Annotated in this window: 17 protein-coding genes, 1 pseudogene and 1 riboswitch; all 18 genes and pseudogenes read left to right on the plus strand. The window is 47.9% G+C overall.

The window, feature by feature from the left end; all coding sequences use genetic code 11:
- The first annotated feature begins 111 nt into the window (after positions 1-111).
- Positions 112-321, plus strand: a complete 210-nt coding sequence (locus MWM02_RS06425; protein ID WP_244403218.1) for a phosphoheptose isomerase family protein — start codon at positions 112-114, stop codon at positions 319-321.
- Between the two features lie 112 nt (positions 322-433).
- A complete protein-coding gene (gene nagA, locus MWM02_RS06430) occupies positions 434-1,606 on the plus strand; it encodes an N-acetylglucosamine-6-phosphate deacetylase (RefSeq protein WP_244403220.1) in 1,173 nt (390 codons plus the stop codon).
- A 19-nt stretch (positions 1,607-1,625) separates the two neighbouring features.
- Positions 1,626-2,381: a glucosamine-6-phosphate deaminase gene (gene nagB, locus MWM02_RS06435; RefSeq protein WP_244403222.1), complete on the plus strand. Its 756-nt coding sequence runs from the start codon at positions 1,626-1,628 to the stop codon at positions 2,379-2,381.
- The gene (locus tag MWM02_RS06440; RefSeq protein ID WP_064550090.1) at positions 2,378-3,106 is read left to right on the plus strand and encodes a GntR family transcriptional regulator; all 729 of its coding nucleotides are present in this window, start codon (positions 2,378-2,380) and stop codon (positions 3,104-3,106) included. The genes nagB and MWM02_RS06440 overlap by 4 nt, the downstream gene beginning before the upstream one ends.
- 20 nt (positions 3,107-3,126) lie before the next feature.
- Positions 3,127-4,497: an N-acetylglucosamine-specific PTS transporter subunit IIBC gene (nagE, locus tag MWM02_RS06445; RefSeq protein ID WP_064550092.1), complete on the plus strand. Its 1,371-nt coding sequence runs from the start codon at positions 3,127-3,129 to the stop codon at positions 4,495-4,497.
- A gap of 96 nt (positions 4,498-4,593) precedes the next feature.
- Positions 4,594-5,511 (plus strand): DUF7916 family protein, encoded by a 918-nt coding sequence (locus MWM02_RS06450; RefSeq protein ID WP_064550094.1) that lies wholly within the window; start codon positions 4,594-4,596, stop codon positions 5,509-5,511.
- Between the two features lie 297 nt (positions 5,512-5,808).
- Positions 5,809-6,414: pseudogene (locus MWM02_RS06460) on the plus strand (PH domain-containing protein).
- A 117-nt stretch (positions 6,415-6,531) separates the two neighbouring features.
- Positions 6,532-6,747, plus strand: a riboswitch (cobalamin riboswitch).
- Between the two features lie 136 nt (positions 6,748-6,883).
- The gene (locus MWM02_RS06465; protein WP_244403226.1) at positions 6,884-7,840 is read left to right on the plus strand and encodes an ABC transporter substrate-binding protein; all 957 of its coding nucleotides are present in this window, start codon (positions 6,884-6,886) and stop codon (positions 7,838-7,840) included.
- Complete coding sequence (locus MWM02_RS06470; protein ID WP_244403228.1) at positions 7,806-8,858, plus strand: FecCD family ABC transporter permease; 1,053 nt, start codon at positions 7,806-7,808, stop codon at positions 8,856-8,858. Before MWM02_RS06465 ends, MWM02_RS06470 begins: the two co-directional genes overlap by 35 nt.
- The gene (locus tag MWM02_RS06475; RefSeq protein WP_244403230.1) at positions 8,858-10,342 is read left to right on the plus strand and encodes an adenosylcobinamide amidohydrolase; all 1,485 of its coding nucleotides are present in this window, start codon (positions 8,858-8,860) and stop codon (positions 10,340-10,342) included. The genes MWM02_RS06470 and MWM02_RS06475 overlap by 1 nt, the downstream gene beginning before the upstream one ends.
- Positions 10,339-11,310, plus strand: coding sequence for an adenosylcobinamide-phosphate synthase CbiB (cbiB, locus tag MWM02_RS06480; RefSeq protein WP_064550103.1), 972 nt, complete (start codon positions 10,339-10,341; stop codon positions 11,308-11,310). Before MWM02_RS06475 ends, cbiB begins: the two co-directional genes overlap by 4 nt.
- On the plus strand, positions 11,267-12,337 hold the full coding sequence (gene cobD, locus MWM02_RS06485) for a threonine-phosphate decarboxylase CobD (protein ID WP_244403232.1): 1,071 nt from the start codon (positions 11,267-11,269) through the stop codon (positions 12,335-12,337). The genes cbiB and cobD overlap by 44 nt, the downstream gene beginning before the upstream one ends.
- On the plus strand, positions 12,334-12,894 hold the full coding sequence (locus MWM02_RS06490; RefSeq protein WP_244403234.1) for a bifunctional adenosylcobinamide kinase/adenosylcobinamide-phosphate guanylyltransferase: 561 nt from the start codon (positions 12,334-12,336) through the stop codon (positions 12,892-12,894). Before cobD ends, MWM02_RS06490 begins: the two co-directional genes overlap by 4 nt.
- Entirely contained in the window at positions 12,891-13,664 is a 774-nt protein-coding gene (gene cobS / locus MWM02_RS06495; protein WP_244403236.1) for an adenosylcobinamide-GDP ribazoletransferase, read from the plus strand. The genes MWM02_RS06490 and cobS overlap by 4 nt, the downstream gene beginning before the upstream one ends.
- On the plus strand, positions 13,637-14,290 hold the full coding sequence (locus tag MWM02_RS06500; protein ID WP_064550331.1) for a histidine phosphatase family protein: 654 nt from the start codon (positions 13,637-13,639) through the stop codon (positions 14,288-14,290). Before cobS ends, MWM02_RS06500 begins: the two co-directional genes overlap by 28 nt.
- Positions 14,224-14,640, plus strand: a complete 417-nt coding sequence (locus MWM02_RS06505; RefSeq protein ID WP_244403238.1) for a bifunctional adenosylcobinamide kinase/adenosylcobinamide-phosphate guanylyltransferase — start codon at positions 14,224-14,226, stop codon at positions 14,638-14,640. Before MWM02_RS06500 ends, MWM02_RS06505 begins: the two co-directional genes overlap by 67 nt.
- A 14-nt stretch (positions 14,641-14,654) precedes the next feature.
- Positions 14,655-15,230: a cob(I)yrinic acid a,c-diamide adenosyltransferase gene (locus MWM02_RS06510; protein WP_064550111.1), complete on the plus strand. Its 576-nt coding sequence runs from the start codon at positions 14,655-14,657 to the stop codon at positions 15,228-15,230.
- Positions 15,231-15,252: 22 nt separating this feature from the next.
- The gene (locus MWM02_RS06515) at positions 15,253-15,969 is read left to right on the plus strand and encodes an AIR synthase related protein (protein ID WP_244403240.1); all 717 of its coding nucleotides are present in this window, start codon (positions 15,253-15,255) and stop codon (positions 15,967-15,969) included.
- Positions 15,970-16,068: the final 99 nt, after the last annotated feature.

Consider the following 16,068-nt stretch of genomic DNA (forward strand, 5'->3'; position numbering starts at 1 on the left):
GCCCCTTGCCTGAACAGCGGGGGGCTTGTTTTTTAAACGCGCAATGAAAAGAAAGAACGGCGGCATGTTTGGAGCGCATGTTGTATATTTGCGATTTCCAATATCGGAAGTATGGACCTTGTTATTATAACCAATACGGTGAAAGGCGATGCCCCATTGATGTATCCGAACGTTTGCGTGCCGTTTGCGCCAACGTCGGTCATTATTGGAGCGACCATATTGCATGCCATTTTCGCACAGGCGGTTGCAATGATGGCAGAACAAAGGGGAAAAGCTGCCAATTTGGCTAAGCGGAAATATTCAGGAAGGAAAAGAACATAACAAAAAGCTGAGCCAAAAAACGGCTCTCTTTGCTTGGTGAAAAAATATCTAGTGGTCTAGACAACTAGATGATAGGATGTTAATATAATATATAGAAAGAGGGTGTAATATATTGAAACGATGGCTGTTGAAAAACACTACGATTTATGCGGAAACAGGGAAAATCGAACAAGGATATGTGCTGACAGAAGGGGATAAAGTGAGCGAAGTAGGGCCAATGTCATCATGCCCGGCTTCCATCGAAGCGGAGGTGGTGGAGCTTAACCCAAGTTTCACGGTAATACCGGGATTTATTGATGTCCATATTCATGGCGCAGCAGGGGCGGATGTGATGGATGCAACAAACGAAGCGTTGCGCACGATGGCAGAAGCGCTGCCAAAGGAAGGCACAACAAGTTTTTTAGCGACGACGATGACCGCACCTATTGATCGTATTGAACGCGCTCTCGAAAATGTTGCGCAATATATACGTTGCAGCAATCTTCCTGGGGAAGCCGAGGTGCTTGGCATCCATTTGGAAGGGCCGTTTATTTCCCCAAAACGAGCGGGGGCGCAGCATCCAAACAATATTATCGAGCCGAATATCGAGTTGTTTCAAAAGTGGCAGAACATCGCGAACGGATATATTCGCCTTGTCACGCTGGCGCCGGAAGAAAATAATGGATTAGCGCTCACGGCATACTTAAAAAAAGCTGGAGTGATCGCTTCCATCGGCCATTCCGATGCGGTCTACGAACAAGTAAAAACAGCGATTGACGCAGGGGTAAAGCATGCGACCCACCTGTTTAACGGCATGCGCGGCGTCCATCATCGCGAGCCGGGAGTTGCCGGAGCGGTTCTCATGCATGATGAAGTTGTATGTGAACTAATTGTCGATGGAATTCATGTTGCGCCGGAAATGGTTCGCTTTGCATATAAAATGAAAGGCTGTGAGGGCCTCATATTAATTACGGACGCGATGCGCGCGAAATGTCTCGGCGCCGGTAGATATGAACTTGGCGGCCAAGAAGTCATTGTTCAAGGAGAAAAAGCGACATTGCGGGACGGCACGTTAGCCGGAAGCATCTTAAAATTAGGCGACGCGGTGAAAAATGCCATGTCTTTTACCGGCTGTGCTCTGGAAGACGTGATACGCATGGCCAGCTGGAATCCGGCAAAGCAATTAGGCGTTTTAGATAGAAAAGGAAGCATCCGCGCCGGCAAAGATGCCGATCTTGTCGTGTTGGACGAGCAGCATCATGTTGTGATGACAATATGCCGCGGCAAACTTGCCTATGCAAAATAAAAAAGGGGGACGGACGACGATGAAATTAATCGAAGCAGCAAACTACGAAGAGATGAGTCAAAAAGCGGCTCACATCATTATTTCCCAGGTAAAGGAAAAACCTGATTCTGTTCTTGGTCTTGCCACAGGATCAACCATGCTAGGCGTATATAAGCAATTAGTCGAAGATCATCGGCAAAACGGAACATCGTATCGCAACGTTCACACGGTCAATTTGGATGAATATATTGGCTTGTCGTCCGACCATCCGAACAGCTATCGCTACTATATGAATCAACATTTATTTTTCCATATCGATATCCCGCTTTCGCAAACATACATTCCAAACGGGGCGAGCGATGATGTGGAAGCGGAATGCCAGCGCTATGAACAGCTTATTGAGAGTTTAGGAGGAATTGATTTGCAAATTTTAGGTATTGGAAGAAACGGGCATATTGGCTTTAACGAGCCAGGGACGCCGTTTTCAATTCCGACGCACGTCGTTGAGTTAGCTCCGTCGACGCGGCAAGCGAATGCCCGCTTTTTCCCATCTTTAGAGGATGTGCCGCGCCAAGCGATTACCATGGGAATCGCAACGATCATGAAAAGCCGTCATATATTGCTATTAGCGTCGGGAACAGCGAAAGCGGCAGTGATGGCAAAATTGTTCGAGGGAACCGTGACTACAGATATGCCGGCATCAGTGCTTCATACCCATCCAAACGTCACGGTGATTGCCGACCAAGAGGCATTATCGCTTGTGCCAGATGAAAAACGAAAGGTGTATGGAAAATGATTAACAAACATTCACCGCTTCCTATCTATTATCAATTAGAGCAAGAGATTAAAGAAATGATTGAAAAAAGGCAGCTCAAGCCGGGAGAAATGATTCCGTCCGAGCGGGAACTGGCAGAGACGTATGATATCAGCCGAATGACGGTCCGGCAAGCGATCAATAATCTAGTAAACGATGGATATTTAGTAAGAAAACGCGGCAAAGGGACATTTGTTGCCGCGACAAAAATCGAACAGCCGCTAAAAGGACTGACAAGTTTTTCAGAAGATATGCGCGCGCGCGGCATGGAACCTGGGGCGGAGGTGCTCGATTTCAACATTGTTCCCGCCAGCGTGGCATTAGCTCAGCTGTTGGACGTGCGCGAAGGTGCGGATCTTTACGAAATTCGCCGCGTTCGTCTTGCTAACGGGTTGCCGATGGCGCTAGAAACGTCTTATATTCCATGCTCGATTATTCCTAATTTAACGCGTGAAATTGTAAGCGGTTCCGTTTATGAGTTTATTGAAAAAAATGTCGGTTTATCCATTCATTCCGCCGTGCAGGTGTTAGAGGCCTCTGTTGCCCGCAAAATGGAGGCGGAGCTGCTGCAGGTAAAAGAAGGAGCTCCTGTATTGCTCTTGCAGCGCAGAAGCTATTTGGACGACGGCCGGCCGTTAGAAGTCGTCAAATCGGTTTACCGTGGCGACCGCTACAAATTTACGATTGAGATGGAACGCGCGAAATAATGAAGAGGGGGAGTTTTCTTATGTTAGGATTTTTACAGCGGCTTGGAAAAGCGTTAATGCTTCCAATTGCTGTTTTGCCAGCGGCAGGGTTGTTGCTTCGCTTAGGCCAGCCGGATTTATTGGATATTCCATTTATCGCAGCGACAGGTGATGCCATTTTTTCCAATTTAGCGCTTATTTTTGCGATCGGGGTTGCGGTTGGGTTCGCAAAAGATGGAAATGGCGCTGCGGCATTAGCTGGGGCGATTGGCTACTTTGTATTAACAAAAGGAGCCACTGCCATTGACAAAGATATTAATATGTCCGTACTAGGCGGAATCATTTCTGGTGTGATTGCCGGACTGCTGTATAACCGCTACCATAATATAAAATTACCGGATTGGCTTGGATTTTTCGGAGGGAAGCGATTTGTTCCGATTGTCACTTCTTTTGTGATGCTTGTATTAGCATTAGTTTTTGGATATATATGGCCGCCGATTCAAGATGGAATTAACGCAATCGGCAAATGGATTGTCGGCGCTGGTGCGATCGGAACTGGCATTTTTGGATTGTTAAACCGATTGCTTATTCCGATTGGATTGCATCATGTATTGAACAATTTTGTCTGGTTTGTGTTTGGCGAGTATAACGGAAAAACTGGAGATTTATGGCGGTTCTTCGCGGGGGATCCAGATGCCGGCATTTTTATGGCGGGATTTTTCCCAATTATGATGTTCGGTCTTCCAGCTGCAGCAATTGCCATGATTGCCGCAGCGAAAAAAGAGCGGCGCAAAGCGGTATCCGGCGCTCTTCTTGGAGTCGCGTTCACATCGTTTTTAACGGGAATTACGGAGCCGATTGAGTTTTTATTTATGTTTTTGTCACCTCTGCTTTATGTCGTTCATGCCGTGTTAACCGGTCTTTCGCTGGCAATTGCGACAATGCTTGGCGTTCATCACGGTTTTACTTTCTCAGCCGGTGCGATTGACTTCTTCTTAAACTATGGAATTGCACAAAGACCTTATTTGTTAATTGTTCAAGGAATCATTTATGCGGTGGTCTATTTCGTTGTATTCTATTTCCTTATTACAAAGCTAGATTTGAAAACGCCGGGACGAGAAGAAGATGAGGCAGAAGGCGAATTTGCCAGCAGCGATGCAGCCAAGGCGGGCGCCAAATATGAAAGTCTTGCTGTAAAATATATGGAAGCATTAGGCGGAAAAGAAAATCTTACGCAAATTGACAATTGCGTTACACGCCTGCGCTTAAAAGTGAAAGATATGTCGAAAGTCAATGAGGAGGAACTGAAACGGTTAGGTGCCAAAGGCGTTATCCGCCTCAATCAAACAGATGTGCAAGTCATTGTCGGCACCGATGTCGAGTTTGTCGCCAGTGAACTGAAAAAGCTATAACCAAAAGAAAAGCGTTCCAGCTCTTTTCAGCGAAAGGTGAGAGCTGGAATGCCTATTTCAATAGAAATATCATTGTAAATCAAGGAGGAACATGCAATGAAGCGGTTGCTAGACTGTAGCGCCTCGGATTTTCGCCGTATGGACGGAAAAGAGCTGAAGCAATCGATGCAGGCAGCAGAAGGAAGAACCATTGTCGCGGAAGTGATCGGTTCTGTTGCCCCGCTTTATCCGGAGGTGACGAATGCGGAATTGGCCGCGGCGTTTGGCGCGGATTTAATTTTATTGAACATGTTTGATGTGTTCCAGCCGATGGTAAACGGATTGGATACAAAGGAGCCGGATCAAATGGTGGCACGTCTGAAGCAGTTAACGGGGCGGCCAGTCGGTGTCAATTTGGAGCCGGTTGACCTGAATGCGAAGCAGCTAGAGAATCTTGCTTCTCTTCCAAAAGGAAGAATGGCAACAGAAGAATCATTGCTAGAAGCAAAACGTCTAGGTTTTGATTTTATCTGCCTAACCGGAAATCCGAAAACAGGTGTAACAAATGATGAAATTATCCGCGCGATTGAAACAGCCCGTGCCGTTTTTGGGGAAGAAGGCCTTATTATCGCGGGAAAGATGCACGCAGCAGGTGTCGCCAACGAAACGGGAGCTAGTATTGTATCTGAAGAAGTGGTTGCGCGTTTTGTTCGTGCCGGAGCTGACATCATTCTTATGCCGGCGCCGGGAACTGTGCCGGGAGCGACATTAGAAAGAACAGAACAACTTGTTCGGATTGCCCATGAACATGGGGCATTGGCGATGCTTACGATCGGCACGAGCCAGGAAGGGGCTGACGAGGATACAATCCGGCAAATCGCGCTCGCAAGCAAAATGGCCGGCGCTGACCTGTACCATATCGGTGACGCTGGCTACCACGGCATCGCTGTTCCAGAAAACATTATGACATATTCCATCACCATCCGCGGCAAGCGCCATACATATATTCGCATGGCGAGGTCGCCGTTGCGATAAAATGAACGGCATTTTTATTTCAAGTGGAAACTTGCCGCCTTTTTGTTGCGCATATTTAACAGAAAGGAAAAATGAAAGGAGACCATCACATGTTTTCCTTATCTTCCTTATCTCCAACTTGTTCCGTTTGTGGGAAGCCGATTGAAAAAAATGAGCCTATCTATGTGCGCATGAGATACCCGTCGTACAGAGGAATGGTAGAAATTACTGCTTTCCTCAAGCATGAAGGAACCATTATTTGCGATGGTTGTTTTTTGCAAGAACAGAATAATCATGAAAAATGAAAGAAGCTGCGCGATGTTTGGAAAAATCGCTGCCGATGTGCGCGGGTTAAGCGACATCGGCCGGTCATTAAGCCGGAAAACTACGATAAAGTCGCTGCCGATGATTGCGTGATGCATGAAGAAAGGGGAAAAGGCTTATTTCTTGATTAAGCCGAAGTCGGATGAGTATTGTTTTGCCAATAAAGCGATGATTCATTTGGATGGCACGAGCACAGCAAGAAAAAAGCGCGTATTGCGCTGCAACGATTATTATAAGCGCCCGATTTCCGAGGCATCGCTTGAGACAGCAAGCACGGTTAATTTGGATGTCGAAACTAAATTTAAAATCCGCGCACACGCTTATTCGATTGACGTTCATAAAAAACGTTTAGAAAAACTAAAAGATTTTTATTGAAAATTGCCGAGCTTTGCCATGAAACCGGAAACGAAGCTGGAATATGCGCAGAAAAGCTTGATGTTGACCGCTAACGTATTTGGGCGCATGAAAAGCGGGACAAATCATGTTTTGGCGGATTTCAAAGCGGTAAATGAACTCGCGTTTCAATGGCCCGTCGATGCGAAAACAAAATATACGGTGAAAGACTTCGGCTTTGTGTTGGAGCGCTACATTGACAATTAAGCTTATCGCCGCCTTGCATAAGGCGGCTTTTTTGCCTGTTTGCAAGCGACGTCTTATTTTTTTATTGCAAAACCTTTTTTCTTCCATTAACATTATAACTGTCAACTGCTCGACAATTTTATACAGCAGCGGCAAGGTGCCAAATAGAGCGGTTCGCTCTTCATGGCTTAATAGGGAATCTGGTGAAAGTCCAGAACTGTCCCCGCAACTGTAAATGCGGACGAAATGAGATGACCACTGTACGGTGGAATGGCAAGCGCCGTTTGCCGTATGGGAAGGCTCAGAGTAGGATGAAGCATGAGTCAGTAGACCTGCCTTGTTCGCTTACTGTTTCCTAATCTTCGGGGGGTGAGATGAGGAAACGGCAACGGTGGCTGCTTTCGTGTGCACATTTATTGCCGTTTCTCGCTCATTCCGCGGTAGGAATGGGTTTTTTTATTTTATATAAATAAAGAAGGGGGAACAAAAGATGAAAAAATGGAAACGGTATGTGCTGCTATTTGTATTTGCGCTGGCATTCGGCCTCTTATTCGGATGCAGCGGGGAAAACGCAAGCAAAGAGCCTGCCAAAAAAGAGGAGCCGAAAGCGGAGCAAGCAGCGTTTCCGGTAACGGTGAAAGATGGATCAGGGGAAGAAGTGACGATTAAGTCGGAACCGCGAAAAATCGTTTCTTTAATCCCAAGCAACACGGAAATCGCCTATGCGTTAGGATTAGGCGATAAAATCGTTGGCGTCAGCGATTTTGACAACTATCCGGAAGATGTGAAAAAGAAAGAAAAAATCGGCGGAATGGAGTTTAATGTGGAAAAAATCATTTCGCTGAAGCCAGATTTAGTGCTTGCTCATGCGTCAGGCGCGCATAATTCAAAAGACGGGCTTCAGCAATTGAAAGATGCAGGCATTACTGTATTAGTTGTCAACGATGCGAAATCATTTGCGGACGTATATGATTCCATCGAGCTGATTGGCAAAGCGACTGGAACTGCCGATAAAGCGCAGGAAATCGTGAAAAATATGAAAACAAAATTAGAAGGGATAAAGGAAAAAGCAAAACAAATAAAAGAGGAAGATCAAGCCAAAGTATGGGTGGAAGTATCGCCGCCGCCACAAATTTATACCGCCGGAAAAGGGACATTTATGGATGAGATGCTTCAAGCGATTTCTGCGAAAAACGTTGCCGGTAATTTAGAAGGGTGGCCGATGGTCACAGAAGAAAAGGCGGTCGCGTACAAGCCGGATGTCATCATTACCACATACGGCGGAGCGAAGCAAGTATTGAACCGTCCTGCTTGGAAAGATGTCCCGGCGGTGAAAAACAAACGGGTGTATGATGTAAATACAGATTTAGTAAGCCGTCCGGGCCCACGCTTGATCGAAGGAGTAGAGGAACTTGCAAAAGCAATTTACCCAGATATTTTCCAGTAATATATGGATGTATGCAGTAGCAATAACGATCGTTATCATTTCGCTCTTGCTAGGGATATCGATAGGTTCTCTATCGATTCCCTTTTCTGCTATTATGAAGATCTTTTTATCACAATGGTTTGGATTAACATTGCCGGACGATGTTCCTAGGGATTTTGTGCAAATCGTGATGGCGATCCGCCTTCCCCGCGTGGTTTTGGCGTTTTTCGTAGGCGCTTCGCTCGCCGTCGCGGGAGCGGCGTTTCAAGGATTATTAAAAAACGCGCTTGCCGACCCGTATACGCTCGGCGTGTCGTCAGGCGCTTCTGTCGGCGCGGTTTTTGTCATTTTTTTCAACATTCAATTGCCGCTGTTTGGCACATTTACGCTTCCCGTTGTCAGCATTGTCTTTGGCCTTGCGACGCTCGTGCTTGTTCTTTTGTTTGCGCGGGCGGTGGAACGAAAAATGTCCGTAGAAACGATCATTTTAGTTGGCATTATGTTTGGGGCGTTTTTCAGCGCGCTTATTTCCTTAATGATCGCGCTGACCGGGGAGGAATTGCGGCAAATTATTGCATGGCTGATGGGAAGCGTGGCGATGCGCGGCTGGAAGTATACGATGATGATGCTTCCGTTTTTTCTCGTCGGGGTAATGTTGCTGCTTTTCAATGCGCGCGAACTGAACGCCTTCGCTTTTGGAGAGTCGGCCGCTATGCACATCGGGGTCGATGTGGCGAAGCGAAAAGTGATGGTTTTAACCGGCGCTTCGCTGCTAACCGGCGCGGCGGTGTCGGTTTCTGGGACGATCGGTTTTGTCGGATTGGTCGTTCCCCACATGGTTCGCCTTGTCTGCGGCCCGAACCATCGTCTCCTTTTGCCGCTTTCCTTATTGTACGGCGGCGCGTTTCTCGTTCTTACTGATTTGTTGGCACGCACGATTATTTCGCCGAGAGAACTGCCAATCGGCGTGATTACGTCATTGATTGGCGCTCCTTTATTTGCATTGCTATTTTTTCGAAGAATGAGAAGAAAGACGTGATGAATGTGCTTGAAGTGAACAACGTGTCTTACCGCTATCATCGCAAACGGGTTCTTCATAATGTGACGTTTACCGTAGCGAAAGGTGAAATATTTGGGGTTTTAGGGCCGAACGGAAGCGGGAAAACGACGTTATTGAAGCTATTAAGCAAAGAGCTGCCGTTACAAAGCGGCAGTATTGCGGTGAACGGTCGGCCGCTTCGCTCTTTTTCGCAAAAAGAATGGGCGCGCTTTGCCGCAGTGCTTCCGCAAACAATGGATGCGGCGTTCGGATATACGGTCAAAGAAACGGTGGAACTTGGACGATACGCTCATCAAAGCGGCCTATTTCCAACATGGACGGCAGAAGATGAACAAGCGGTGAAAACGGCAATCGAAGAAGTGGGGCTAACGGAAAAGGCAGAAGAAGGAATTGACCGTTTGAGCGGGGGAGAACGTCAGCGCGTTTATTTAGCAAGGGCGCTTGCGCAGCAGCCCCGGCTTTTGTTGCTGGACGAACCGACGAATCATATGGACATTACCCAACAAATAAAGCTATTGGACCAGCTTGTCCGATGGGCGAAAGAAAAAATGCTCACCGTTGTTGCGATTTTTCATGATATCAACATTGCTAGTTTATATTGTGACAGGCTTTTAATGCTAAAAAGCGGCGAGGTAGTTGCACTAGGGGCACCGGAAGAATTGATGGAGCGTGAACTGTTAAATTCTGTATTCCAAGCGCCGGTAAGCAGGCAAGCGCATCCGACCGTCTCCAAACCGCTCATGGCGTTTTTGCGCGAATGGGAGTTTCCTCGTTTACAACGCGGCGAACTGCGTGAACGATTCATGTGGAAAATGTTGGAGGACTGCGTCGCCATCAGCGCCTCCTCGCCGCTGAAGGTGTTATCATCAGCGCTTGTCGGATCAGGATTTCAATGGGCGACACATTTTGTCAATCGCCAAGTTTCCAAAGATTATGATTGCAAAGATGCGGAAGCAGAGATGAAACATTATTTGCGGCGCCGCGGCTTTCCCGTCCAACAAACGATTGGAATGATGACCGCTGTTTCGGTCGAAGATGCCGTTTGCATGTATGAAAAACACGACGCGTTTTCTGTATGGACCGTCGTGACCGCTGGAGTGGGAAACGCCGTCGATGCCGCACAGGCGTGGAAACGGGCGCGGTTCGATCAAAAAATTGGCACAATCAACATTATCGTATTCATTGACGGGAATTTAACGGAGGCAGCATATGTGCAAGCAGTAATGACGGCGACGGAAGCGAAAACAAAAGCGCTATACGATGAAAAAATTATCGATCCGGAGACAAACACTTATGCAACAGGAACATCGACGGATTGCATCGCGATTGCTGCGACGCAAACAGGGAAAACATTTCCATATGCTGGAACGATCACGCCGCTTGGGAAAGCGATAGGGCGCACCGTTTATGAAGCGACAAAAGAAGCGTTGCGCCGCTATCAACAGCGGAGGGGATCGTCGTGAGCCATCTTTTCGCGATTGCGCTGGCATTGTTGCTTGATGTGCTGATTGGAGACCCTCGTTGGCTCCCGCATCCTGTGCGCGCGATCGGATCGTTGATTGCTTTTTTGGATCAACGACTGAATCAAGGGCGGTATCGGCGCGCAAAAGGAATCGTCGCCGCCGTGGCGGTAACGGGAATCGTCTACGGCCTGTCGTTTTTTGCTGTATATATCAGTTATTCGCTTTCGTCGCTGTTTGGCGTGATCGTCGAAGCGGTCCTGATTTTTACGGCGATCGCCGCGAAAAGCTTGCAGGAAGCTGCCTGGAATGTGCTCATTCCTTTGGAACAGGGAGACATGGAAAAAGCGCGGCGCGAATTAAGCATGATTGTCGGCAGGGATACAGAAAATTTGGGAGAATCGGAAATCGTGCGCGCTTGTGTGGAAACGGTGGCGGAAAATACGAGCGATGGCATTACCGCGCCGCTGTTTTACGCTTTCATCGGCGGTGCGCCGTTGGCGCTTTTTTACCGGGCCGTGAACACATGCGATTCGATGCTCGGTTACAAAAATAATACGTATCGCGAGTTTGGCTGGGCGTCCGCTCGTTTGGACGATGTTGTTAACTACGTGCCGGCTCGCCTGACGGCGATGGTGATGGTATTGGTTCATGGCGGAAGGCGAATGCGCCATTGCTTTCGGGTGCTTTTTCGCGACGCCCGCAAGCATCCAAGCCCAAACAGCGGGTGGCCGGAGGCGGCGATGGCGGCGCTTCTTGGCGTGCAGCTTGGCGGAACGAATACATATAAAGGAATCGTTTCACACCGTCCGACGATCGGCGATCCGCTCATTCCGCTGAAAAAAGATCATATTCGCCAAGCGGTGCGGATCATGCTCGTGACGGTTTTATCGTTTGCGATATTGCTTTTTATAGGGGGGATGATGATTGAATTTGCCAGCGCATGGCGCAAATCCTCAGCAATTGTATAAGCATCTTGGGATTCCGGCTCCGGCGGCGTACGTCGACTTTAGCGTCAACACCAATCCATATGTACTGCCGTTGTCCCTTTGGCCGACACAAACCGATTTTTGCCGCTGGGCGATGGAATATCCGGATCCGGACACCTCGCAATTGGTTGATTTGCTGGCGCGCGCCGAAGGAATTGCCCGCGAGCGAATCTTAATGGCCAACGGCGCTTCGGAATGCATTTATTTGCTAGGACAGTTGTTTTCTCAAAAGCGGATTGGCATCGCCGAACCGGCGTTTTCTGAATATCGCCGTGCTTGTAAAGCGCACGGCTGCAAGATCGTTTCGCTTGTCTCAAATGAAGAGAGAAGCTGGAAATATGAATTAAGCGAGTTAACGATGTTATTAAAGGATGTTGATGCTTTCTTTTTATGCCATCCAAACAATCCAACGGGAACGGTAATGACCGAAGAAGAATTGTATGAATTGCTTATGGCGGCGGAAAAGGCGAAAACGTTTGTCGTCATCGATGAAGCGTTTTACCATTTTTGGGAGGATGGATTTACCGCATTGCAGTGGATCGATCATTTTTCCCATCTGATCGTTCTGCGGTCATTAACGAAGATTCATCATTTGGCAGGGGCGCGCATCGGCTATATGGTTGCCAATGAAGAGATCATCGCGCAAATAAAAGCGCTGCAGCCGCCATGGAGCGTAAGCAAGGTTGCCCAGCAGCTGGCGTTGCATTTTTTGCCAATGGACGAGTTTGTTGCGCAAACAAAACGGATGATTGCCGCTGAACGAGCGCGGATAACGGAGGTTTTGCGGGAGTATGGGTATTACGTTTCGCCGTCCGTCGTCAATTTTTATTTATTGCGGCTGCCGAACCGTTCCACTGAAGCGCTGTTTTATCACTTATTATGGGAAGGAATTGTACCGCGCCATACGATAAATTTCCGCGGCCTTGACGGCAAGTATTTGCGTTTAGCGGTGAAAACGAAGGAAGAAAACGATCAATTGCTGCACGTGCTAAGGCGGTGGGCGCGATGATTGTGTTTATTAGCGGCGGCGTCCGGAGCGGGAAAAGCCGAATTGCTGAAGCTTATGTACAAAAGCTGGCATCGCCGGAAAGTGCTTTACACTATATCGCAACGGCACAGGCAGCTGATGATGAAATGAAACAGCGGATTGCTCATCACCAAAAGCGGCGGCAGAAACAAGCGGTGAAATGGACGACATGGGAACAGCCGGTGCGGCTGGCCAAACTCATTCCTGTTTTCACAAAAAACGATGTCGTCTTGCTTGATTGTGTAACGAACTGGCTTGCCAATGAATTGTTTGCCGATGAAGGCTGGCAAAAGGAAACGGTTTGTTTTCGAAAGGCAAGGCAAATGTGGGCGACGCTGCAGCAATTAGAGAAAGCGAGCAGAGCGCTGATTATCGTTTCCAATGAATTGTTTTCGGGAGGGGTGCCGGATGATTTAGGGACATACCATTTTATGAAAATGCTCGGCTGGCTTCATCAACAAATTGTCGCTAACGCACAAGTTGCCATTTTAGTACAAAACGGCGTCGCCGTTGTAAAAAAAGGAGAATCATGCTTATGAAAGCAATTTGGAGCGGGTTTTTATTGTCTGTTCAATTTTTGACGGTAATCCCGATTCGGAAGCAAATTGATTGGAACGATGCGACAGCACGCTGGTCTGTCCGCACGTTTCCGCTTGTCGGAGCGCTGATTGGCGGCGTTGAAGCGTTGGCGTATTTCGTTTTTTCTTCCTTTTCTTCGTTTTCACCGTTGTTTCTTGCGCTTTCCCTCCTGTGGCTATCTGTTTGGCTTGCGGGAGGGTTGCATGCCGATGGTTGGATGGACGTAAGCGACGCATTTTTTTCGTATCGGGATATAAAGCGCCGCCAAGAAATTATGAGCGATTCGCGCGTCGGGGCGTTTGCTGTATTATCCATTTTATGTTTGCTTTCGTTTCGCTTTTTATTCATATTTGAAACAATACGCTCCCACCTTGACGTGTTTCTCATTGTTGCTATTCCGCTGCTTTCAAGAATCGCAATGACATGGCTGCTTATCTATGGAAAACCCGCGAAACAAACCGGCATGGCGGCAGCCTTTCGGGAACATATCGAACGCCGTGACGCATATGTGGCGGTTGCTATCGGCGGTTGCTTGCTTGCGAGTGTATGCATCGCGGCCGTTTCTGTTTTCGAAACGGTGGTTTTGCTTGTTGGTGGAACGATGTTTGCCGTTTTGGTTGCACGTTTGTTTTTTGAAAAACAGTTTGGCGGCATTACCGGCGATACGCTTGGAGCATTTGTTGAGGGGGTGGAAACGTGGCTATGGTTGATGATTTGGCTATTACGCTAATCCGTCACGGGATGACGCCGGAAAATAAAGAAAAGCGATATATCGGACACATGGACGTGTCGCTTGCCGAACCGGAAAAAACGCGGCTTCTCCAAGCAGACTTGCCGCTTTTTAAGCCTGTCGATTTGCTTGTGTCAAGCGATTTGCTCCGCTGTAGGCAGACGCGCGAGCTTTTATTTAGAAACTATGGCGGTGACAAATATGAAATGGCGCAATGGCGGGAAATGCATTTTGGCGATTGGGAAGGAAAAACGTTTTTAGAGTTGAAAGAAATAAAAGAGTACCAACAATGGCTGAGCTCGCCGCTAGTGATGGCGCCGCCAAACGGAGAAAGCTACCAAGCTTTTTGCCAGCGGGTGGAAGAAGCGCTTGAACAAACGATCCTGCTTGCCGAGCAAGCAAATGCAAATCATGTCGCCGTCGTTACGCATGGCGGCCCGATTCGTTGCGTATTGGAGCGCTACGCTCCGCAAAAGCAGCCGTTTTGGGAATGGATAGTGCCGTTTGGCGGCGGATTTACCTTGCAATCGACACTCGTGAGATGGAAGGAGAAAAAACGATGCATTTCATTGTCGGAGGTGCTTTTCAAGGAAAACGAAAATGGGCGCGCGCTTACTACCGGATAGGAGAACGGAACGATGTCGTTTGGTATAACGGATATGAGCGCGAATATGGCGAGCCAGATGCGAATATAATCGAACGAGTCGTTGTATTGGAAGGATTGGAAGCGGCGATTCGCCGCATTCCAGATGTAACGTATTGGAAGCATATGTTTCAAAAGTGGCATGAGTGGGAACAGCAAGGTGCCGGCCGAACGGTTGTGTGGATTGGCACCGACATTACGCAAGGGGTTGTTCCAGTAGAAAAAGAAAAGCGGTTATGGCGCGATGTAACCGGCTGGTGCTATCAGCAACTGGCGCAGCTCTGCGACCGCGTCGATCGCGTTTGGTGCGGATTAGCAGAACGAATGAAATAAGGGGGAGAAATGATATGAAGCTATATACGAGAACAGGCGATAAAGGGAAAACGAGCTTAATTGGCGGGCGTGTCGATAAGGACCATCTGCGCGTGGAGGCATATGGTACACTAGATGAAGTGAACTCGTTTGTCGGGCAGGCGCTGGCGCTGTTAGATAAGGAAAAATTTCCAGATATTTGTGCGGAATTGCAGAAAATTCAACATGAATTATTTGATTGCGGCGGCGATTTGGCGATTGTAAATGGAAAGCTTCCGTATAAAGTAACGGCGGAGATGGTGACGTTTTTGGAAACGCGCATCGATGAATATGTCAAAGAAGCGCCGCCGCTGGAAAAATTTATTTTGCCCGGCGGCTCCCCGGCTGCAGCGGCGCTCCATGTTGCCCGCACAGTAACAAGAAGAGCGGAACGATGCATCGTTTCATTAAGCAAAGCAGAGCCGATGAACGAAATCGTGCTGCAATACGTGAATCGTTTGTCTGATTACTTTTTTGCGGCCGCCCGCGTCATTAACGCGCGTTTAGGAGTAAAAGACATCGAATATGAACGGAGCGCGATCGTGTTTCGCGACAAGGAAGAGAAAAAATAAATCGAATTGGAGAAGATGACATATGCGTGATGTGCTGTTTTTGCCGCTTTATGATGATACTGAATTAGTAGTAGCGGCGGATGGTTCGGCGGCGGTTGGGGAGAAAGAGATGGATGCCGTAAGCGCTCCGTATGATGTCGTTGCGTATTTTGCCGCGCGCGTTGCGTTTATGGAAGTATTGAGCGTTGGAGCGAAGCCGCACGCAGTGGTGCTGCAAAATTTCGTGAACGACGAGGCATGGGAAACGCTTTGCAACGGCATTCGCCAGACGTGTGATGAATTGCGTATGGATGTTCCGATTGTCGGAAGCAGTGAATCCAACTTTCCGACGTTGCAGTCCGCTGTTGGCATAACGGTTGTTGGTACGATACAAGCGGAGCGGAAACGGGTCGGAATTACCCCGCCGGATGCAAAATTTGCAGTGATTGGGGAGCCGCTTGTCGGCGATGAGGTATTGAAGCGCAAAGAGCGGATGCTTTCTCTCTCTTTGTTTCGGGAACTGTTAAAACAAAATGGCATTTATGAACTTGTGCCGATTGGTTCTAAAGGAATTTATTACGAACTGCAACAATTGCTTCATGCTAACGGCCTTTCCGCTTCACCTTGCTCCTGCGCGTTGCCGCTTTTCGACTCATCAGGCCCAGCGACTTCTCTATTAATCAGTTACCATTCTCATATGGAGGAAGAAATAAAAAAGATCGCAAAAGATTTATTTTTTCCGCTCGAATTGCACTTATAAATGAATACGGAGAAGCAAAAAGGAAGAATATTCCGTAAATATTCTTCCTTTTTTCGCGAAGAAACTTTATGATAGTTGTGACGAAATGATTTGCCAAAT

This window comes from Parageobacillus sp. KH3-4, from assembly GCF_022846435.1.
Classification (GTDB): domain Bacteria; phylum Bacillota; class Bacilli; order Bacillales; family Anoxybacillaceae; genus Parageobacillus; species Parageobacillus thermoglucosidasius_A.

Excerpts from the sequence above, each read along its gene's own strand:
- MWM02_RS06425 (WP_244403218.1), top strand. The coding sequence starts at position 112 with ATGGACCTTGTTATTATAACCAATACGGTGAAAGGCGATGCCCCATTG.
- nagB (WP_244403222.1), top strand. The coding sequence starts at position 1,626 with ATGAAATTAATCGAAGCAGCAAACTACGAAGAGATGAGTCAAAAAGCG.
- MWM02_RS06440 (WP_064550090.1), top strand. The coding sequence starts at position 2,378 with ATGATTAACAAACATTCACCGCTTCCTATCTATTATCAATTAGAGCAA.
- nagE (WP_064550092.1), top strand. The coding sequence starts at position 3,127 with ATGTTAGGATTTTTACAGCGGCTTGGAAAAGCGTTAATGCTTCCAATT.
- MWM02_RS06450 (WP_064550094.1), top strand. The coding sequence starts at position 4,594 with ATGAAGCGGTTGCTAGACTGTAGCGCCTCGGATTTTCGCCGTATGGAC.
- MWM02_RS06465 (WP_244403226.1), top strand. The coding sequence starts at position 6,884 with ATGAAAAAATGGAAACGGTATGTGCTGCTATTTGTATTTGCGCTGGCA.
- MWM02_RS06475 (WP_244403230.1), top strand. The coding sequence starts at position 8,858 with ATGAATGTGCTTGAAGTGAACAACGTGTCTTACCGCTATCATCGCAAA.
- MWM02_RS06490 (WP_244403234.1), top strand. The coding sequence starts at position 12,334 with ATGATTGTGTTTATTAGCGGCGGCGTCCGGAGCGGGAAAAGCCGAATT.
- cobS (WP_244403236.1), top strand. The coding sequence starts at position 12,891 with ATGAAAGCAATTTGGAGCGGGTTTTTATTGTCTGTTCAATTTTTGACG.
- MWM02_RS06500 (WP_064550331.1), top strand. The coding sequence starts at position 13,637 with ATGGTTGATGATTTGGCTATTACGCTAATCCGTCACGGGATGACGCCG.
- MWM02_RS06505 (WP_244403238.1), top strand. The coding sequence starts at position 14,224 with ATGCATTTCATTGTCGGAGGTGCTTTTCAAGGAAAACGAAAATGGGCG.
- MWM02_RS06510 (WP_064550111.1), top strand. The coding sequence starts at position 14,655 with ATGAAGCTATATACGAGAACAGGCGATAAAGGGAAAACGAGCTTAATT.
- MWM02_RS06515 (WP_244403240.1), top strand. The coding sequence starts at position 15,253 with ATGCGTGATGTGCTGTTTTTGCCGCTTTATGATGATACTGAATTAGTA.